Source organism: Streptomyces roseus (assembly GCF_001044425.1).
Taxonomy (GTDB): Bacteria; Actinomycetota; Actinomycetes; order Streptomycetales; family Streptomycetaceae; genus Streptomyces; species Streptomyces roseus.
In genome coordinates, this window is record NZ_LFML01000052.1 from 25,949 (window position 1) to 45,647 (window position 19,699).

General features: G+C 74.7%; 16 protein-coding genes and 6 tRNA genes. 15 read left to right on the plus strand and 7 right to left on the minus strand.

The features are described from left to right. Positions 1-33: 33 nt before the first annotated feature. Complete coding sequence (locus ACS04_RS13840; RefSeq protein ID WP_048476887.1) at positions 34-849, plus strand: DsbA family protein; 816 nt, start codon at positions 34-36, stop codon at positions 847-849. Next, positions 846-1,694: a cytochrome c biogenesis CcdA family protein gene (locus tag ACS04_RS13845; protein ID WP_048476888.1), complete on the plus strand. Its 849-nt coding sequence runs from the start codon at positions 846-848 to the stop codon at positions 1,692-1,694. Before ACS04_RS13840 ends, ACS04_RS13845 begins: the two co-directional genes overlap by 4 nt. Positions 1,695-1,730: 36 nt before the next feature. Here ACS04_RS13845 and ACS04_RS13850 read toward each other — a convergent pair. The 3 genes from ACS04_RS13850 to ACS04_RS13860 form a co-directional block, all read right to left on the minus strand. Continuing rightward, positions 1,731-1,807: transfer RNA gene (locus ACS04_RS13850), tRNA-Phe, on the minus strand. Positions 1,808-1,829: 22 nt separating this feature from the next. Next, positions 1,830-1,903: transfer RNA gene (locus ACS04_RS13855), tRNA-Asp, on the minus strand. Between the two features lie 39 nt (positions 1,904-1,942). Further along, positions 1,943-2,015: transfer RNA gene (locus tag ACS04_RS13860), tRNA-Glu, on the minus strand. A gap of 128 nt (positions 2,016-2,143) precedes the next feature. Between ACS04_RS13860 and ACS04_RS13865 the strand changes: the two genes are divergently transcribed. From ACS04_RS13865 to ACS04_RS13915, 11 genes are all read left to right on the plus strand, one after another. Further along, on the plus strand, positions 2,144-2,494 hold the full coding sequence (locus ACS04_RS13865) for a metallopeptidase family protein (RefSeq protein WP_030160118.1): 351 nt from the start codon (positions 2,144-2,146) through the stop codon (positions 2,492-2,494). Positions 2,495-2,616: 122 nt separating this feature from the next. After that, entirely contained in the window at positions 2,617-3,087 is a 471-nt protein-coding gene (locus ACS04_RS13870) for a fluoride efflux transporter FluC (RefSeq protein ID WP_048476901.1), read from the plus strand. Continuing rightward, the gene (gene crcB, locus ACS04_RS13875; protein ID WP_048476889.1) at positions 3,084-3,458 is read left to right on the plus strand and encodes a fluoride efflux transporter CrcB; all 375 of its coding nucleotides are present in this window, start codon (positions 3,084-3,086) and stop codon (positions 3,456-3,458) included. The genes ACS04_RS13870 and crcB overlap by 4 nt, the downstream gene beginning before the upstream one ends. A gap of 221 nt (positions 3,459-3,679) precedes the next feature. Further along, positions 3,680-4,195, plus strand: a complete 516-nt coding sequence (locus ACS04_RS13880; RefSeq protein WP_053080767.1) for a hypothetical protein — start codon at positions 3,680-3,682, stop codon at positions 4,193-4,195. A gap of 269 nt (positions 4,196-4,464) precedes the next feature. Continuing rightward, positions 4,465-6,741 (plus strand): DEAD/DEAH box helicase, encoded by a 2,277-nt coding sequence (locus ACS04_RS13885; RefSeq protein ID WP_048476890.1) that lies wholly within the window; start codon positions 4,465-4,467, stop codon positions 6,739-6,741. Positions 6,742-6,878: 137 nt separating this feature from the next. After that, a tRNA-Lys gene (locus ACS04_RS13890) sits at positions 6,879-6,951 on the plus strand. A gap of 89 nt (positions 6,952-7,040) precedes the next feature. Then, positions 7,041-7,118 (plus strand) — tRNA-Trp (locus ACS04_RS13895). A 156-nt stretch (positions 7,119-7,274) separates the two neighbouring features. Then, the gene (locus ACS04_RS13900; RefSeq protein ID WP_048476891.1) at positions 7,275-7,781 is read left to right on the plus strand and encodes a hypothetical protein; all 507 of its coding nucleotides are present in this window, start codon (positions 7,275-7,277) and stop codon (positions 7,779-7,781) included. Between the two features lie 257 nt (positions 7,782-8,038). Continuing rightward, positions 8,039-8,112, plus strand: a tRNA-Met gene (locus tag ACS04_RS13905). Between the two features lie 173 nt (positions 8,113-8,285). Beyond that, positions 8,286-9,455 carry a PP2C family protein-serine/threonine phosphatase gene (locus ACS04_RS13910; RefSeq protein ID WP_048476892.1) on the plus strand — a complete coding sequence of 390 codons (1,170 nt, stop codon included), beginning with the start codon at positions 8,286-8,288 and terminating at the stop codon, positions 9,453-9,455. Positions 9,456-9,748: 293 nt separating this feature from the next. Further along, positions 9,749-10,801, plus strand: coding sequence for a M23 family metallopeptidase (locus ACS04_RS13915; protein WP_048476893.1), 1,053 nt, complete (start codon positions 9,749-9,751; stop codon positions 10,799-10,801). On the opposite strand, the gene ACS04_RS13920 is transcribed toward ACS04_RS13915, so the two are convergent. The 4 genes from ACS04_RS13920 to ACS04_RS13935 form a co-directional block, all read right to left on the minus strand. Then, entirely contained in the window at positions 10,710-12,032 is a 1,323-nt protein-coding gene (locus tag ACS04_RS13920) for a PrsW family intramembrane metalloprotease (RefSeq protein ID WP_048476894.1), read from the minus strand. The genes ACS04_RS13915 and ACS04_RS13920 overlap by 92 nt on opposite strands. A 52-nt stretch (positions 12,033-12,084) precedes the next feature. Continuing rightward, positions 12,085-12,909 (minus strand): tRNA (guanosine(46)-N7)-methyltransferase TrmB, encoded by an 825-nt coding sequence (gene trmB, locus ACS04_RS13925; protein ID WP_048476895.1) that lies wholly within the window; start codon positions 12,907-12,909, stop codon positions 12,085-12,087. 56 nt (positions 12,910-12,965) lie between these two features. Then, positions 12,966-14,198, minus strand: a complete 1,233-nt coding sequence (lhgO, locus tag ACS04_RS13930; protein WP_048476896.1) for an L-2-hydroxyglutarate oxidase — start codon at positions 14,196-14,198, stop codon at positions 12,966-12,968. A gap of 145 nt (positions 14,199-14,343) precedes the next feature. Further along, a complete protein-coding gene (locus ACS04_RS13935; RefSeq protein ID WP_048476897.1) occupies positions 14,344-16,002 on the minus strand; it encodes an NsdA family TPR-like regulatory protein in 1,659 nt (552 codons plus the stop codon). Positions 16,003-16,664: 662 nt separating this feature from the next. On the opposite strand from ACS04_RS13935, the gene ACS04_RS13940 reads away from it, so the two are divergent. Then, the gene (locus ACS04_RS13940) at positions 16,665-18,851 is read left to right on the plus strand and encodes an asparagine synthase-related protein (RefSeq protein ID WP_078864745.1); all 2,187 of its coding nucleotides are present in this window, start codon (positions 16,665-16,667) and stop codon (positions 18,849-18,851) included. A 230-nt stretch (positions 18,852-19,081) separates the two neighbouring features. After that, the coding region (locus ACS04_RS13945) for an AfsR/SARP family transcriptional regulator (protein ID WP_048476898.1) at positions 19,082-19,699 on the plus strand (618 nt) is incomplete at its 3' end.

A 19,699-nucleotide genomic window follows, 5' to 3' on the forward strand; every position in this document is an offset into this window, starting at 1 on the left:
CCGATCCACCACCCGCAGCTCTGGAGCACCCGTATGCCTTCTTCCGCTTCCCGTTCCTCCTCCCCTTCGTCCTCCTCCTCTTCTTCCTCCGCCTCCGCGCGCAAGCGGCTGCTGATCTCCGCCGCGGTCGCGGTCGCCGCCGTCACCCTCGGGATCGTGTCCTGGCGGGCCACCGCGCCCGAGGACCTGCCCGACCGGACCTCCTCCGCTGCCGCGGCCGCGCCCAAGGGCTCCGACGTCCACGCCGAGCTGGCGAAGCTCGCCCGCCGCGAGGCCGGGGACAAGCTGGCCCTCGGCCGGGCGGACGCCCCCGTCGTCCTGATCGAGTACTCCGACTTCAAGTGCGGCTACTGCGGGAAGTTCGCCCGCGACACCGAGCCCGAACTGGTGAAGAAGTACGTGGACGACGGCACGCTGCGCATCGAGTGGCGCAACTTCCCGATCTTCGGTGCCGATTCCGAGACCGCCGCCAAGGCCGCCTGGGCCGCCGGGCAGCAGGACCGCTTCGCGCCGTTCCACGCGGCCGCGTACGCCGACGGGGCCAAGGAGAAGGGCTTCGGCCGGGCGCGGCTGCTGGAGCTGGCCCGCGAGGCCGGCGTCCCGGACATGGAGCGCTTCGAGAGGGACATGGCCGGCGAGGCCGCGGCGGCCGCCCTCAGGAAGGACCAGGAGGAGGGCTACCGCATCGGCGTCACCTCCACCCCGTCCTTCCTCGTCAACGGGCAGCCGATCGCGGGCGCCCAGCCGCTCGACGCCTTCGCCGCGGCGATCGCTCGGGCCAAGGCCCAGGCCGGGACCCAGGGCGGGGCCCAAGGCGGCCCGCAGGCCGACGGCCGGGCCGCCCGGTGACCGGCGCCGGCGACATCGGGTACCTGGCCGCGCTGCTGGGCGGGCTGCTCGCGCTGCTCAGCCCGTGCAGCGCCCTGCTGCTGCCCGCGTTCTTCGCGTACTCGATCGACTCCGCCTCGCGGCTGCTCGCGCGGACCGGGATCTTCTACGCGGGCCTCGCGAGCACCCTCGTACCGCTGGGCGCGGCGGGCTCGTACGCCGGACGGTTCTTCCACGGCAACAGGGACGGCCTCGTCCTGGCGGGCGGCTGGCTGATCATCGCGCTCGGGCTCGCGCAGATCCTGGGCCTGGGCTTCGCCTCGAAGCGGATCTCGGAGCTGTCGGGGCGGATCCGGCCGACCACCGCCCTGTCGGTGTACGCGTTGGGGGCCGTCTACGGGCTGGCCGGGTTCTGCGCCGGCCCGATCCTCGGCAGCGTCCTGACGGTGGCGGCGGTCAGCGGCAGTGCCGTCTACGGCGGGCTGCTGCTGGCGGTGTACGCGCTGGGGATGGCCGTACCGCTGTTCCTGCTGGCGCTGCTGTGGGAGCGGCTCGACCTGGGCCGGCGGCGCTGGCTGCGCGGGCGGGCCGTCCGGCTGGGCCGGTTCGAGCTGCACACCACCTCGCTGCTGTCCGGGCTGTTCTTCATCGCCCTGGGCGCGCTGTTCCTCGCGTACGACGGGGCGAGCGCGCTGCCGGGCCTGCTCGACGTGGACGATTCGTACGCGGTGGAGCAGTGGGTCCGTTCGTTCGCGGACGCGGTTCCGGACTGGGCGCTGCTCGGGCTGGTGGCGGCGGGCGCGGCGGCGGTCGGCGCGACGCAGTGGCGCCGCCGTACGCCCGGTCCCGAGGGGGAGGGGGAGTAACGCAGAAGGCCCCGTCCGGGGGACGGGGCCTTCTTGTGGTGGCTGGGGCCGGGGTCGAACCGGCGACCTATCGCTTTTCAGGCGATCGCTCGTACCAACTGAGCTACCCAGCCACGAGACCGTTTCCGGCCTCAGCGATCCTGACGGGACTTGAACCCGCGACCTCCACCTTGACAGGGTGGCGAGCTAACCAACTGCTCCACAGGACCTTGCAGTGTGCGAGACCAAGTCTTGCACACGGTAATGCGTACCCCCAACGGGATTCGAACCCGTGCTACCGCCTTGAAAGGGCGGCGTCCTGGGCCACTAGACGATGAGGGCTAAAGGCCCGCCGGGCACTTCTTCAGCGCGTCGGGGACGTGAGAAGCATATGGGATCCGGGGAGGTATCGCCAAAACGGTTTCCCGCCCGCATGCGGAAGGCGCCCCCGTCGGAGGGACAATGGCCCGGTGCTGGAGATGACGCGCGAGGAGTTCGAAGAGCTCGTCGCAGAGGCCCTGGACCGCATCCCGCCGGAGCTGACGCGGCTGATGGACAACGTGGCGGTGTTCGTCGAGGACGAACCGCCGGCGGACGATCCCGAGCTGCTCGGCCTGTACGAGGGGACCCCGCTCACGGACCGCGGCGAGTGGTACGCCGGGGTGCTGCCGGACCGGATCACGATCTACCGGAACCCCACGTTGCGGATGTGCGAGGACCGGGAGAGCGTGATCGCGGAGACGGAGGTCACCGTGGTGCACGAGATCGCCCATCACTTCGGGATCGACGACGAGCGGCTGCACGCGCTGGGGTACGGGTGACCGGTCCGGCGGGGAACGGTCCGGGTGCCGGCGGTGGGGATGGTCCCGGCGGTGGGGATGGTCCGGGTGCCGGCGGTCCGGGTGCGGGCGGCGCGGCGGAGGCGGCCGTTCCGGCCGAGGCCATCGACCCGGACGTCGACCTCCACGTGCCCGCGCAGCGCGCCGAACGGCCCGGGCCGGTGCTCGCGGCGATCGCGGCGGGCGGTGCGCTCGGGGCCTCGGCGCGGTACGGGGCCTCGCTGCTGTGGCCGGCCGCCGGGCCCGGGGCCTTCCCGTGGACGACCTTCTGGACGAACGTGGCCGGCTGCGCGCTGATCGGGGTGCTGATGGTGCTGATCAGCGAGGGCGGGCGGACGGCGCCGCATCCGCTGGTCCGGCCGTTCGCCGGGGTCGGCGTGCTGGGCGGGTTCACCACGTTCTCCACGTACGCCGCCGACTTCTCCCGGCTGCTGGACGCGGGGGAGGCGGGGCGCGCGCTGGCGTACGCCGGGCTCACGCTGGTCGCGGCGCTGGGCGCGGTGGGGGCGGGGGCCGGGTTGACCCGGCTCGCGACCGGTCTTCCCGTACGGGGCGGTCCGCGGGGGCGGGAGTGAACTGGCTGTTGGTGGTGGCGGGCGCGGTCGTGGGGGCGCCGCTGCGCTATCTGACGGACCGTGCGGTGCAGGCGCGCCACGACGCGGTGTTCCCGTGGGGGACCTTCGTGGTGAACGTGGGCGCGTGCCTGGTGCTCGGAGTGCTGAGCGGGGCGGCGCTGGCCGGCGCGGCGCCCCGGTCGCTGAACCTGCTGCTGGGGCCCGGGCTGTGCGGGGCGCTGAGCACGTACTCGACGTTCTCGTACGAGACGCTGCGGCTGTACGAGCGCGGCCGGCGGTTCCTGGCGGCGGCGAACGTGGCGGCCTCGGTGCTGGCGGGGCTGGGCGCGGTGACGCTGGGCTCGCAGGTGGCACGGCAGTTGTTCGCGTGAGCCGGTCCGGGCCGTCGCCGACGGGGCGGGGGACGGGTGGGCGGACCGCGGGCCGGGTGGGGCCGGGTGGCGTGGACGGGCGGGGCCGGGTGGCGCGGACAGGCGGTGTCCTCAAGGGCGTGTCTCTTACGGGGTAAAGGGAGTTGGGCACATTGACCCGCTCACCGCGGGCCCTGACCGCCCCTCCCGGCTGCCGCCGGGGGACACCCAGGAGGTGCCCCGTGCGCCAGTTGTCCGCTCCCCTCCGGCTGGCCGCCGCCGTGCTCGCGGTCGCGGCGTCGGCGGGCTGCATGAGCGTCGGTGAGGACGGCGCGAAGCCCGGGCCCTCCTCGCAGGCGGACCGCAAGGCGGCCGCGGAAGCGGCCGGGGGCTCCGCTTCCGGCAAGGGCGCGGGGGCGCGCGGCACCGGCCACGGCTCCAAGCCGGGCGCGACGGGCGAGAACGGAAGGCCGGCCGAGGACGGCAAGGCCTCCGGCGCCACCGGGGCCACCCCCAGCCCGGGTGCCCCCGCCGGCCGGCCCGGGGCCCCGTCGCCGTCGGCCGGACCGGGTGGCGGGCCCGGGGGCCAAGGCGGACAGCAGCCGACCTCGGGCGGATCCGGAAGCGGTGGTTCCGGTGGGACGCACGTCACGCCGCCGCCGCCCGTCCAGTCGCCGTCGCCGGAGCCGCCCGTGACTTCGCCCACTCCGCCGCCCCAGACGCCCCCGGCTCCGGAGCCCAGTCCGACTGCCTCCTAGCGCCCGAGGGTGCCCCCGGGGGTGGGGTCGGATCTTCCGGATCGGTGACATCGTCGCAGGTCAGAGAGGATCTACCGGGACGGACTTGCCAGACCCCGGGGAGGGTGCGTATGGTTATAGATCGTTTGATCCCATTGCCCGGCGCCGAATCCGAAGAGCGCCGTGTGGCGCGTACTCTCCCTAGCCGTGGCTGACCGCATTGAGGCGGTCGATTTGCGATTCACGGAGTTTGGGCGCGTGCCGAGACTCCGGAAGGTTTCGCATTTCGCATGTCCATTTCCAGTTCTGACCGTGCCGTCATGCCCGAGAACGACTCGAACGAGATCGTCGACGCCGTCGAGGCCCTTGTGGTCACCGAGGCGATCGAGGCCGCTGAGGCGGACGAGATCATCGAGGCCCTTGAGGCCGACGTGACGACCGACCAGTCCATCGACGCCGAGGCGGACGACGCCGACGCCGAGCCCACCATCTCCTTCGGCGACCTCGGTCTGCCCGAGGGCGTCGTGCGCAAGCTCGCGCAGAACGGTGTCACCTCCCCCTTCCCGATCCAGGCCGCGACCATCCCGGACGCCCTGGCCGGCAAGGACATCCTCGGCCGCGGCCGCACCGGCTCCGGCAAGACCCTCTCCTTCGGTCTGCCCACCCTGGCCCGCCTGGCCGGTGGCCACACCGAGAAGAAGAAGCCCCGCGCGATCATCCTGACGCCGACGCGTGAGCTCGCGATGCAGGTCGCGGACGCCCTCCAGCCGTACGGCGACGTGCTCGGCCTCAAGATGAAGGTCGTCTGCGGCGGTACCTCGATGGGCAACCAGATCTACGCCCTGGAGCGGGGCGTCGACGTCCTCGTCGCCACCCCGGGCCGTCTGCGCGACATCATCAACCGCGGCGCCTGCTCCCTGGAGAACGTCGAGGTGGCCGTCCTCGACGAGGCCGACCAGATGGCCGACCTGGGCTTCCTGCCCGAGGTCACCGAGCTGCTCGACCAGATCCCCGGCGGCGGCCAGCGCATGCTCTTCTCCGCCACCATGGAGAACGAGATCGGCACCCTGGTCAAGCGCTACCTGTCCAACCCCGTCACGCACGAGGTCGACAGCGCGCAGGGCAATGTCACGACCATGACGCACCACGTCCTCGTCGTGAAGCCGAAGGACAAGGCGCCGGTCACGGCCGCCATCGCCGCCCGCAAGGGCCGCACCATCATCTTCGTCCGCACCCAGCTGGGCGCCGACCGCATCGCCGAGCAGCTCGTCGAGGCCGGCGTGAAGGCCGACGCGCTGCACGGCGGCATGACGCAGGGCGCCCGTACCCGCGTCCTCGCCGACTTCAAGGACGGCTACGTCAACGCGCTCGTCGCCACCGACGTCGCCGCCCGAGGCATCCACGTCGACGGCATCGACCTGGTCCTGAACGTGGACCCGGCCGGCGACCACAAGGACTACCTGCACCGCTCGGGCCGTACCGCCCGTGCCGGCAAGTCGGGCGTCGTGGTCTCCCTGGCCCTGCCGCACCAGCGCCGCCAGATCTTCCGCCTGATGGAGGACGCGGGCGTCGACGCCTCGCGCCACATCGTCCAGGGCGCCGGCGCCTTCGACCCCGAGGTCGCCGAGATCACCGGCGCGCGTTCGCTGACCGAGGTCCAGGCCGACTCCGCGAACAACGCCGCCAAGCAGGCCGAGCGTGAGGTCGCCGACCTCACCAAGCAGCTGGAGCGCCTGACGCGCCGTGCCGCCGAACTGCGCGAGGAGGCCGACCGCCTGGTCGCCCGCTCCGCCCGCGAGCGCGGCGAGGACCCCGAGGCCGCTGTCGCCGAGGTGGCCGTGGCCGCCGAGGCCGAGGTCGCGGCTGCCGTCGCGGCCGCGCCGGTCGCCGAGGAGCGCCCGTCGTTCCAGTCCCGCGACGACCGCGGCAACTACGAGCGCCGCGACAACCGTCGTGACGACCGCGGTGACCGCGGTGACCGCGGTGGCGACCGTGGCGGCTTCCGCCGTGACGACCGTCCGTCCGGTGGTTTCCGTTCCGGTGGCGACCGTCGTGACGACAACCGTGGTGGCGGCTTCCGCCGCGACGACCGTCCGTCGGGTGGCTTCAACCGTGACGACCGCGGTGGCGACCGTGGCGGCTTCCGCCGCGACGACCGTCCGTCCGGTGGCTTCCGCTCCGGTGGCGACCGCCCGTCCGGTGGCTTCCGCCGCGACGACCGTCCCTCGGGCGGCTTCAACCGTGACGACCGCGGTGGCGACCGTGGCGGCTTCCGCCGCGACGACCGTCCGTCCGGTGGCTTCCGCTCCGGTGGCGACCGTCGTGACGACAACCGTGGTGGCGGCTTCCGCCGCGACGACCGTCCGTCGGGTGGCTTCAACCGTGACGACCGCGGTGGCGACCGTGGCGGCTTCCGCCGCGACGACCGTCCGTCCGGTGGCTTCCGCTCCGGTGGCGACCGCCCGTCCGGTGGCTTCCGCCGCGACGACCGCCCCTCCGGCTCCGGCTCGACCGGCTCCTTCGGCGGCCGCCGCGACGACAAGCCGCGCTGGAAGCGCAACGGCTGATCTGACTGACTGACAGGGCCCCCACGACACCGTCGTGGGGGCCCTGTCCGCGTTTCGCGACCCGCGACGGACCCGGTCAGCCGATACTCGATCGGCTGACGGTTGGTCTCCGGCTATGCTCTGGGGTGAGCACGCACGGGCCATTAGCTCAATTGGCAGAGCAGCGGACTTTTAATCCGTTGGTTGTCGGTTCGAGTCCGACATGGCCTACAGCTCCGAAGCGCCCCACCCGACCCCTCGGGCGGGGCGCTTCGTCGTTCTGGACGTTCCGGCGGCGGCTCTGCGATGATCCCCGCACGGCGGGGTCGTAGCGCAGAGGTCGTCGCGCGCGGTCTCCAAAACCGCGAGGACGCCGGTTCGAATCCGGCCGCCCCGCCCTCTCACGGCTCGCTGCGCCCCCGTATCAGTGGCCTGCCGGGGGCATTACCGGACTTGTGCCGAGACGGCCGCCTCCGCGTCCCATGAGGTGCACAAGGCCGGGGCCTTGAAGCGAACAGCGGCGCCGGTACGGACGGGGAGTTGGAGCGGAGGCGGTGTGGCCGGACCTCTCGTTCGGCGTGCCGCCATCGTGCCCAGCCGGACAGGGCCCCGCCGAGACCCCCGAACCGGCCCCGGCGACCGTTCAACGCGAGGACCCGGCCGCCTCCGTCCGCGCGCTCCTCGAAGTCGCCGGTGACCGCGACGCGTTCCGGCCACCTCTTCGACATCGACATCGTCTACGGCTTCCGCCGGCGCCTCGGGGCCACCGAGGGCAACCCCGTCTGCCCCGGCTCCCGTTCCGCCGGATACTCCTCGCCTGGACCCGCCTGCGCGCCTCCAACGTCGCCCTCCTCGCCGCCCCTTCGCCCGAGGACCGGCGGCGCACCGGCCGCCGCGGCGAGCAGGGCGACGAAACGACGGAGGTCACGATCCGCAAGGTCATCGGCCACGACATCGCGCACATCAGCCAGATCTACCGGGCCATCCGCCCCGTCCGCGAGGCCGCGGGCCTCGACGTCGCCGAGCTGGACGCCACGTACGAGTCGCTGGGCCTGCGCTGAGGCCCCGCGCCCGCCGGCCACCCGCTCCCGCTCTTCGCGTACGGGTTCACCGGCGAGGCCTTCGCGGTGCGGCCCCGTACGCGGAGCGCGCGCAGCGCCCCGGGGCCGAGGTCTGCCCCCGGCGGTCACAGGCCGGCCCGAATCGGCTTTCCGGCCTCCCTTGCGGCTCTGACCTGCGGATACGTCGGTTCGAGAGGGGGTGCGGAGGCTAATTGGCGCGAGCCCTCCCCGCGATGACGTAGAGTTGTGTTTACCGACGCGGGGTGGAGCAGCTCGGTAGCTCGCTGGGCTCATAACCCAGAGGTCGCAGGTTCAAATCCTGTCCCCGCTACTCAGTACGAAGGCCCGGTTCCCCTTGGGAACCGGGCCTTCGTCGTTCTCCCGCCCTCCCCGGCCCTCACCCGATCGCCCCGGCCGGGTCGCCGTGCCGCCCCCCGGCCGCCAGCCTTGAGGAGCGATGCGGAGGCGGCCCGCACCCGCGCGAGGGACCGGGCAGGAGAGCACGTGGTGGGGCTGGGTCGGCAGCAGGAGGACGACGAGGACCCGGGCGGCACCGGCAACGGCGCGGCCCGCACGGTGGTCCGCGCCCTCCCGGCCGTGCTGATCGCCGGCGGACTGGCCTTCGACCTGCTGACGCCGCCCAGCTACACCGGCTCCCCCTTCTTCTCCGCGGCCCCGCTGATCGCCGCCCCGCTGTCCTCCCTGCGCGTGACGGTCCTCACCGGTGTGCTCGCCTCGCTCGCCGTCGTCCTGCTGCACTTCCTCAACGGCACCACCTGGAAGGTCGAGGCGCTGACCGAGCTGGTCACCGTCATGACCGTCTCCGGCCTCGCGATCCTGACCAACCGGGTCGTACGGCGCAGCGGCGAGCGGCTCGCCTCGGCGCGCGGGATCGCCGAGGCCGCCCAGCGCGCCGTCCTGCCCGAGCCCGCCGAGCGCATCGCCGGCCTGCACGTCCGCGCCCGGTACGAGGCCGCCCAGGCCGATGCCTTCATCGGCGGGGACCTGTACGCCGTCCAGGACACCCCCTACGGAGTGCGGCTCGCGGTGGGGGACGTACGGGGCAAGGGACTGGGGGCGGTGGAGGCCGTGGCCGTGGTCCTCGGCGCCTTCCGGGAGGCGGCGGAGACGGAACCCACCCTGGAGGGCCTGGCCCGGCGGCTGGAGCGGGCACTGACCCGCGAGGGCACCCGGCGCGACAGTCTGGACTCGGTGGAAGGGTTCACCACCTGCGTCCTCGGCGAGATCCCGGCGGACGCGCAGGTGCTGCGCCTGGTCAACCGGGGCCATCCCGAGCCGCTGCTGCTGCACGCCGACGGGCGGCTGGCGGTCCTCGCCCCGGCGGAGCCCGCGCTGCCGCTCGGCATGGGGGACCTGGGTGTGACCTGGCCCGACCGCGCCGAGGAGTGGCCCTTCCCCGCCGGGGCCACCCTGCTCCTGTTCACGGACGGGCTGACCGAGGCGCGGGACGCGGCGGGGGTCTTCTACGATCCGGCGGCCCGGCTGAGAGGCCGCGTCTTCTCCGGCCCCGGCGAGCTGCTCGGCGCGCTCAGCAGCGACGTACGCCGGCACACGGGCGGCGGGGCGACGGACGACATGGCGCTGCTCGCGGTGGGCCGGCCGGGGGAGGGTGAGCCGGAGCGCCGGCGTACCGTTCCCGTGGTCGCTCCGTGACGGTGCGTGTGCGAATTAGTGCGCTCAGAAAGGTTTATGACGGGCAGTCAAGGTGTGCGTGTGGCCGGGTAGATGTGGATCTTGGCTGTATTTTGCCCGAATTGATCCACTTAAGCGGCTTTAGTCGTGGCCAAGGCTGCGCGGTACGTGGCTGATTACTGCCACCCATCCATCGCAACAGCTTGGAATCACTCCCCTCCGTAGATTACCGTTCGATAACGCAGCGCGGTCGTCCCAGCCGTCGCAAGAGACGGCGCCGTGCGCGTGCGTGTCCCCCTGAGGAGTGTGGCCCGGTGGCCTCCAACTCGCCTGCCCACGACGGCATAGAGCTCCAGGAAGCGCCCACAGCCGGCGCCTGGGGTGAGTGGAACCCCACCGAGGACTCGGCCCGCCCGCCGCGCGGCAAGCACCGTGTCGCCAAGCAGCGCGGGGGACTTGCCCGCAGCTCCACCGTGCTCGGCGTCGGAGTCATCGCGGCCGTCGGCGCCGGCGGCATCGCCACCGCGCAGGACCGGCCCCAAGTCGCCATCTCCATGCCCTCGTTGCCCGACTTCGGGATGGGCGGCGGCGGAGCCGACGGGCAACGGCCCGCCCAGGCCGAAGGCACCACGGCGGACACTGCTGCCACCGCCGGGCGGACCGGGATCATGGCGCAGCAGGCGAGCGCGCACGCCGACGCGGGCGCCACCCTGGTGGGCCGCATCCTCCAGCAGGCCGAGTCCCAGGAGAGCGCCGCCGAGGCCCGGACCCGGGCGCAGGCCGAACGGGAGGCGCAGGAGGCGGCCGCCGCCGAGGCCAAGGCCAAGCGCGAGGCCGCCGAGAAGGAGGCGGAGGGCGTCCGCCTCGCCGCCGAGCAGGCCGCGAAGGAAGCCAAGGAGGCGAAGGAGGCGCAGGAGGCCAAGGAGGCCGCCGACGCCAAGGCCGGGCAGGAGCGCCTCACCAAGACCTCCGGCAGCTACTCCCTCCCCACCTCCGCCTACACCCTCACCTCGCACTACGGCGACTCCGGTTCCATGTGGTCCTCCGGCCACCACACCGGCCTCGACTTCGCCGCCCCGACCGGCACCCCCGCCAAGGCCGTGGCCGCCGGGAAGATCACCTCGGCCGGCTGGTCGGGCGCGTACGGATACCGGATCGTGCTGGAGCTGGAGGACGGTACGGAGATCTGGTACTGCCACCTGTCCTCGATGTCCGTGACCTCCGGCTCGGTCGGCGCCGGCGACACCATCGGCCGCGTCGGCGCCACCGGCAACGTCACCGGACCCCATCTCCACCTGGAAGTGCGCAGGGGCGGTTCGACGATGGACCCCCTGGCCTGGCTGGAGTCCAAGGGCCTGAACGTCTAGCGCGCGGTACGAGCGGTACGAAGACCCGCTCCAGGGGTTCCAGGGGCGCGAGGGGGACCGGCCGGGGCGGAAGGAGCTCCTCCAGGACCGCCGCCCGGGCCAGCGCGGGCCCCGCCGTCGCCTTCCGCAGCCACAGCCGGCGCAGCAACTCCCGCTCCCGGCGGGCGAAATCCGGCACTCCGGCCGGGCCGCCGTGCCGGGCCCGGTGCCGCAGCAGGGCCAGCGCCGCGGCGTCCGCCTCGTACCGGGCGACGGCCCGCCCCGCTGCCCGGCCGCCGGTGGACCGGGCCAGCGCGCGGGCCAGGGACCGGGCCGGCATCGACACCAGCGCCGGCACCTCCGCCGGGCGCAGCCAGCCCGCGGCCGCGTAGACCGCCAGCTCCCCGGCGACGGCCCGCAGCCGGCGCCGCCTCATGCGCACGGCCAGCCACAGCAGCAGGGCGAAGACCGGGACCATCACGCAGCCGTACACGACGTAGAACCCGTACTCCCCGAAACGCGACGAGCTGTTCCACAGCGCGTGCAGTCCCATCGCGGCCAGCAGCCCGAGCAGCGGCAGCCCGATCCGGCGCACCCGGCCCGCCCCGAGGGCGGCGGCGCCGAACCCGAGCCCGGTGAGCACCGTGAACAGCGGGTGCGCGAACGGCGAGACCACGATCCGCACGAAGAAGGTCGCGGCCGTGACCGAGTCCAGCGGGGCCGCGCCGCTCTCGACGTCCTCGCCGAAGGCGTTGCCGAGGTAGAGGACGTTCTCGGTGCAGGCGAAGCCGGTGGCGGTGAACCCGGCCACCACGAACCCGTCGGCGGGGCCGGTGAACTGGCGTCTGCGGAAGGCGAACACCAGCAGGAGGGCGGCCGCCTTGGCGCTCTCCTCGACCACCGGGGCGATCGCCACCGAACCGAGCCGGTCGGCGGCCGAGGCGTCGGCGGTGGCCGCCGTTATCCACTCGGTGGCGAAGTTGTTGGCCAGTATCGCGATCAGGGCCGCGGTACAGGCGCCCCAGCCGAAGCAGAACAGCAACTGCGCCCAGGGGCGGGGCGCGGCCCGGCCGAGCCACCGGAAGGCCGCCATGAGCGGCGGCACCGGCAGCACGGCCAGTCCGAGGCCGACGAAGAACCCCGCGGTCCCGGTCTGCTCCCGCACGAGTTCGAGGATCGCCAGCCCCGACAGCGACAGTACGGCGGACACGCACGCACGGACGCCGCGGACAGCAGGGAGCGCTCGGAACACGCGATGACTGTAGCGAGCCGCACTGACACGAGGAGTGACGTACGCCGTTTCTCTACTCGTTCGGGGAGGCGTGCCCCCGGCGCGCGAAGAGGAGGTCGTGCACGACGTGTCCCTTGTCGAGGCCCTGTCCCTCGAAGCGGGTGAGCGGCCGGAACTCGGGCCGTGGCGCGTACCCGCCGTCCGCCTGGGTGTTCTCGAACAGCGGGTGCGCCGTGAGCACTTCGAGCATCTGCTCGGCGTACGGCTCCCAGTCGGTCGCGCAGTGCAGTACGGCCCCGGGGGCGAGGCGGGTCGCGGCGAGGTCGAGGAACTCGGGCTGGATCAGCCGCCGCTTGTGGTGGCGGGCCTTGGGCCAGGGGTCCGGGAAGTACACGCGCAGGCCGGCGAGGGAGTCGGGCGGAAGCATCTCGCGGAGCAGGATGATGGCGTCGCCGTTGGCGACGCGGACGTTGGTCATCCCGCCGCGCTCGGCCAGCGCGAGCAGGTTCCCCTGCCCGGGGGTGTGCACGTCGGCGGCGAGGATGCCGGTCGAGGGGTCGGCGGCGGCCATCTGCGCGGTGGCCTCCCCCATCCCGAAACCGATCTCCAGGACGACGGGCAGCCCGCCGAACATCTCGTCGAGGTCGATGACGGAACGCCCGTCGATGTCGAGCCCCCAGGTGCCCCAGAGCCGCTTCAGGGCTTCGCCCTGCCCGGTGGTGACCCGGCTGCGGCGCGGCTGGAAGCTGCGGATCCGCCGCTCGTGGTGCGATCCGGCCGGGTCGGGTGCGGGCCCGTCGGGAAACCGCGGCTCGGTCCGCCACTTCGGGGGCACGTAGGAGTTCGCCTCCGGCACGGGCTGCGGGGCGCTGGGCTGGGGGGTGAGGGACTCAGACACAATGCCCCGATTCTACGACCCCGCCCCGGCCACCCGCCCGGGCACCGACCCGGCGGCTATGCCGTGCGCAGCGTCGTCAGGGCCCGCCGGGCGATTTCCCGCCCGATCGGCAGCGAGGCGGTGGCGGCCGGGGAGGGCGCGTTCAGGACGTGCACCGTCCGCGGCCCCTCCTTGATCAGGAAGTCGTCCACCAGCGTCCCGTCGCGCAGCACGGCCTGCGCCCGCACCCCGGACCCCGCCGGAGCCAGATCCGCCGCCGAGACGGCCGGCAGCAGCCTGCGCACCGCCTCCGTGAACGCCTGCTTGGACAGCGAGCGGTGGATCTCGCCCGCCCCGTACCGCCAGTGCCGCCGGGCCATCCGCCAGGATCCCGGCCAGGCCAGTTCGTCCGCGACGTCCCGCGGCCGGACCACGCCCCATCCGTACCCCTCGCGCGCCAGCGCCGGCACCGCGTTCGGCCCGACGTGGACCCCGCCCCCGATGCCCCGCGTCAGGTGCACGCCGAGGAAGGGGAACGCCGGATCCGGCACCGGGTAGACCAGCCCGCGGACCAGACCGGGCCGCGCCAGGTCGTAGTACTCGCCGCGGAACGGCACGATCCGCATGCCCGGGTCGTCCCCGGCCAGCCGCGCGATCCGGTCGCACTGCAGGCCCGCGCAGTTCACCAGCACGCGGGAGCGCACCACGAGCCCCGCCGTCGTCCGCACCGCGATCCCGCTCGGCCGCCGCGAGATCAGGTCCACCGCCCCGCCGTAGACGATCTCGGCACCGGAGGACTCGGCGAGGCGGCGCGCCACCTGCCCGTAGTCCACGATCCCGGTGGTGCCGACGTGGATCGCCGCCAGGCCCTGGACCTCCGGCTCGTACTCCGAGATCTGCGCCGGGCCCAGCTCGCGCACCGGGATGCCGTTCTCCCGGCCCCGCTGCACCAGCGCGTGCAGCCGCGGCAGCTCCTCCCGCCCGGTGGCCACGATCAGCTTGCCGGTGACCTCGTGGGCGATGTCGTGCTCGGCGCAGAACTTGACCATCTCGGCGGCGCCGCGCACCGCGAAGCGCGCCTTGAGCGATCCCGGCCGGTAGTAGATCCCGCTGTGGATCACCCCGCTGTTGCGACCCGTCTGGTGCCGGGCGGGGCCGGACTCCTTCTCCAGCACCACCACCCGCGTCCCCGGAGCGAGCTGTGCCAGGGCGTGCGCCGTCGACAGACCGACGATGCCGCCGCCGATCACCAGCACATCGCAGTCGACCCTGCCCGCGCCGCCCACGCTGCCCGCGCTGCCCGCGCCCATGCCGCCGCCCAAGCCGCCACCTCCCACCCCTGCATACTGCACCCCGCCACTGACAATGCGGCCACGCGGGTCCGTACCCGCGGCACCCGGCGGCTACCCGCCCGTGCCGCCGGGCCGACTCCACGCCCGTGCGGCCCGGGCGGCCCTACCCCTGCGCCACCAGCAGCGGCCGTGCCCGCTCCCGCAGCTCCGCCACCCGCGGCTCGTCCCCGTACGGTTCGAGCCGGTGCAGCAGGTCCCGTACGTACTCGGTCGTGCGCGCCGAGGAGATCCTGCCCGCGACCTCCACGGCCCGGGTGCCCGCCGCGCACGCCGCGTCGAGATTGCCCGACTCCAGCTCCGCCACCGCGCTCACCACCAGCCGCAGCCCGTGCGAGCGCACGTACTCCTCCGTCGGGCGCGACAGCGCCTGCTCCGTGAAGCGCCGGACCTGCCGCGGCAGCTTGAGGTCCCGGTAGCACTCGGCCGCGTCCGCCGCGAAGCGGTCGTACGAGTAGAAACCGAGCCAGGTCGGATCCGGGTCGCCCTCGCGCGCCCGCTCCAGCCAGCCCTCCGCCGCCCGCAGCGCCGCCCCGGCCGCCGCGGAATCGCCCGCCTTCGCGTGCGCCCGCGCCTCGACGAGCCGGAAGAAGCTCATGGTGCGCGCCGTGGCCAGGCCGCGGTTGCGCTCCACGGCCGCCTGTGCGAGGTCCACGCCCTCGTCCGGGAAGTCCCGGTAGGTGGCCTGGAGCGACATGGAGGCCAGCACGTACCCGCCCAGCGGTACGTCCGCGGCCGCGCGGGCCAGCCGCAGCGCCTGGATGTAGTAGCGCTGGGCCGCCTCCTGCTGGCCGGTGTCGAAGGCCATCCACCCGGCCAGCCGCGTCAGTTCGGCGGTCGCGCCGAACAGCGCGCGGCCCACGTCGTCGCTGTACGAGCCGAGCAGCAGCGGCGCCGCGTCGACGCGCAGGCACTCCGGAACCATCGAGGAACGCCAGTCCCCACCGCCGTACTTGGAGTCCCAGCGGCGGGCGTCCTCGGCCGCCTCGCGCAGCTTGGTGACGTCGCTGTGGCCCACGCGCTGCGGCACCGGGTCGTACGGTCCCAGGGCCGCGGCCGCCGTCGCGGGCAGCTGCCCGGGCGGGGCGTGCGGCGTTTCACCCGAAGACTGCGCGGGCAGACCCGATGACGGAGCAGACGGCGCGGGCGCGGAGGCGGACGCGGCGGAGGACGAGGACGGAGAGGGCATCGGCGAGGGTGCGGCCGCGCCCGCCGCCGGCCGGCGCGGCGCCACGGTCTCGCGGGGCGGGGCAGCGGCCGCCCGGGACGGAGCGGCGGGCTCGCGCGCCACCGAACCGTCCGCCGGAGATATCAGCCAGCGCGAGGCGGGCGTCGCGTACGCGGACACCGCGAAGGAGCCGGCCAGCGACTGCCAGATCCCGCCACCGCCCCCCGCGCCGCCCCTGCGTCCCGCGAGGTCCAGCCGGTACAGATCGGTGGCCGAGCGCACCGCCTCGCCCACGTCGCGCGGGAAGGCCAGGCCCACCTCGGGCGCGGGGTCCGCGTCCGCCAGCCCGATCTCGTGGAGCGGCACCGGACGCCCCAGCTTCGCGCCGATCGCGGCGGCGATCAGATGCGGGGCCGCGCCCTGCGGGACCATCCCCTTCGAAACCCACCGGGCCACCGACGTCTTGTCGTACCGGAGCGTCAGGCCGCGTTGTGCGCCGAGGTCGTTGACCCGACGGGCCAGCCCGGCGTTGCTGATGCCCGCCAGGGCGAGGACGGCGCCGAGCTTCTCATTGGGCTCGCGGAGCTCCCTGGACATGCGCCACCCCTCGTCACACGCGGAACGCACACAACGCATACGCCGCCGGGGCATAGTTGCCCGGCATTTCGTAAACCCAGCGTAGTTCCCCGCCTCCCAAGCGTTAAGGCCCCGACTTCCCTATGGCGGGATTGTTGTCCGCCCGCACAGTCGGGGCGGGGACCGCGCCGCGGGCGCACGCCCCCCGCCGTGCTCCGTGCGTGTGGCCGTGCGCCCGCCCGTGCGCTCTGGCCGGTCGGCGGGCCCGGCGATTCGATGTGCCCTGCGTGGGTCGGCCCGCTGCGTGGATCCGGCGGGCCGGGGGATGCCGCCGCCTCAATCCCCGCGGGTGGCGGAACGGTCCGGGGGGCGGATCCCGCCCCCCGGACCGCGCCCGCGGGCCGGTGCGGCCGGACGCCCGAAGGCGTGCGGTGGCGCCGGATACGGCCGCGGTGCGGCCGAAGAATGGCCGAAACCGACCTATGGGGCGGTGGGAACGGAACGCCAAATACCGCGTGACCGCGGCGTGTTCGTTTGCACGTGCGCCCTCCCAGGTCCCTCTCGCACGCCTGTCTCGTGGCAGCATGGACCCCGAGCCACCCGGGGTCCCGTCGGCCGCGCCCTCAGCGCTGACCACGACGTTCCCGCCCCGGTCAATTGCCCACAGGCTGGGGGAGGCGGCGGTGCGCTGGTTGGTCGGCTGGAGCAGTATCGCCGCGAGCTTCGGCACGGCCGGCCGCGTGTCCGGTCAGGGTGGATCCGGCCCGTACGACCATCCGGGCGGCGGCCCGGTGACCGGCGGCCTCGCCGACGCCGACACCGCCCGCCCCGACGACCCCGCCGCCGAGCGCACCGTCGTCCCCGTCGGCGCCCAGCTGCTCTGGGGAGACCCCGACCCCCTGTGGGCCGTCGGCGACTGGCGCCCCGACGAGATCCGCACCCTCGCCGCCGATCCCGCCGACCCCTTCACCCGGCTCGCCGTCCTCGGCTGCTGCGCGGCCACCGACGCCGAACTGCGCAGCGCGCTCCTCGCCGCCCGCGGCGGAGCCCTGCGCCACCTCACCCAGTGGTCCGGCAGCTACACCGCCGTCGTCCAGACCGGCCGCCGCATCACCGTCGTCGGTGATCTCGCGGGCGCCCGGCCCGTGTTCCACACCCCCTGGGCTGGCGGGACCGCGTACGCCACCGCCGCGCTGCCGCTCGCCGACCTCATCGAGGCGCAGCTCGACATCGGCCACCTCGCGGCCCTGCTGGCCTGCCCCGACAGCCCGGAGGCACTGGGCGACGGCACACCGTACGTCGGCGTGCGGCGCATCCCGCCCGGGCACGCGCTGATCCTGCGCGAGGGATCGCGCGAGATCACCGGCTACGAGCCGGTGGCCTCCCTCGCGGTGGCCGCGCCCACGGCCGATCCCGAGCGCGCGGTGGAGGGCGTACGCGAAGCATTGGTGGATGCCGTGCGCGCCCGGCTCACGGCTCCGCGGCATGCCCCCGACACGCCGCCCCACGACCCCGGCCCGGTGCCCGGAATGGGCCCCGCCGACCGGCGCGCGGCCCGGGGCGCACCCGCCCCCGCGCCCGGCGTGGGCGCCGACCTCTCCGGGGGCAGCGCCTCCGCCACCCTCGCGCTGCTCGCCGCAGGCCTGCCCGGGGCGCCCGGCACGGTGCTGAAGCAGTCCGGCGAACGGCTCCTCGCCGTCACCTTCAACGACCTCGCCACCCCCCAGGGCCGCGAGGCCGAACTGGAGCGCGCCCGGGCCATCGCCGCCAACCCCCGGCTCCACCACGTGGTCGTGGCCGCCGCCGAGGAGGCCCTCCCGTACGCCGACCTCGACGGCCCCCTCACCGACGAGCCCGGCCCCTCCCTGGTCTCCGCCGCCCGCGAGCGGCGCCGGCTGGCAGCCGGTTCGGCCGACCACTTCGTCGGGCACGGCGCCCGCCAGGTCCTCGACGCGCACCCGGCCCGTCTCGCCGACCTCCTGATGGACCGCCGCAGACGCCACCTGCTGCGTCCGGTCGCCGCCCTGGCCCGCTCGGCGCCGGGCGACTCCGCCCTGTCCCTGCTGGTCCCGTTCTCCGTCTACTCGGCGGCCCGCCGCCTCGCCCGTACGCCGTACCGCGCGGGCATGGAAGCGGCGGCGGCCCGGCTGCGCGAAGGGACCGTCGCCGCAGGCGCGTCGAATCCGGTGGACGCCTCGCTGGCGGCCCTGACCTGGTCCCGGCCCGGCCCGGCGGCGGGCTGGCTGACGGGGGAGGCCCTGGCGGAAGTATCGATCCGTCTGACCACCGCGGCGGCCCGCCCGCCCCTGTCCCTGCGCCCCGGCGAGGCCCGGGCCCGCGCCGCGCTGACCCGGCACGCGGCGGACCACCGGGTCTTCGAACAGGCGGTGGAGGTCCGCAGCCAGCGCCTGCACGCCCCGTTCCTGGACAACCAGGTCGTACGGGCGGCCCGCGCCCTCCCCGAATCGCTGCGGGTCCAGCCGGGCGCGAGGGCGGCGATCCTGCGCACGGTTCTGTCCTCGACGGGCGTACGCGAACTCCCCCCGGGCTGGGGCGCCCCGACCCACACCCCGAACGAGACGGCCATCCGCCTGGGCCTGCGCGCGGCGCTCACCTCCCTCCTGGCGCTCTTCGCGTCCCCCCTCCTGGCGGACGCGGGCCTGATCGAGGCCCGGGTGGTGCAGCAGGCCCTCCTCGACGCGGCGGACGGCCACCCGGTACCGCTGGACGGCCTGGCCGAACTCGTCTCGATGGAACTCTGGCTGGGCCGCCTCCTGTCCCGCCGGGGCACGTGCTGGACGGGCACGTCCACCCCCCGCCGCAGAGCGGTCCCCGAAGGGGTCCCGACTCCCCGGGCGGCCCTCTCCTGACGGCCCGGCCCCGGCCGACCGCGTGGGGCTGACCGCCGACACCCGATGCCCCGCCCTGGCGGGGGCGGGCGGCCGGTTCCCGCCACCTGGCATATCCGCATCGGCCGCTTCGGCCGCCTCCGCTCCCGCCGCTTCCGCTCCCGCCGCCGCACATCGCGCGCCGGCCCCCGCGGCCCGGCCCCCGCGAAAACCCCCCGGCGCCCCCGGCGGCGGCAAGGCAGAATTGCCCGGTGCGGTATCTCATCCTTGGCGTCACCGAGGCGCGCGACGAGACCGGCGCCCCCCTCCCCATCGGCGGCGCCCGCCTGCGCGCGCTCTTGGCCGCCCTCGCGCTCCGCGCCGGCGGCCCGGCCGCCGCCACCGTCGGCGACCTCGTCGACGACGTCTGGGGTGACGCCCCGCCACAGGACGCCCCCGCCGCCCTCCAAGCCCTCGTGGGCCGCCTCCGCCGCGCCCTCGGCGGCCGGGACGCGGTCCGCGCCGACCCCGCCGGCGGCTACCGGCTCGCCGTCGCCGACCTCGACGACGTCGACCTCCACCGCTTCACGCGGCTCGCCCGGCTGGGCGCCCGGCAGCTGGCCACCGACCCCGCCACCGCCGCCGAAACCCTGCACACCGCCCTCGCCCTGTGGCGCGGCCCCGCCTTCGCCGACCTCCCCGAGCCCGCCCGTACCGCCCACGCCGCCACCCCCGGGGCCCACCGCGCATCCGCCCTCCGCGCCCGGATCGAGGCCGAGCTCCGCAGCGGGGCCGCCGACCCGGCGTCCCTCCTCCCGGAGATCGAGGCGCTGATCCGGGAGCACCCGTACGACGAGCTCCTGCGCGCCCAGCAGCTACGCGCCCTGCGC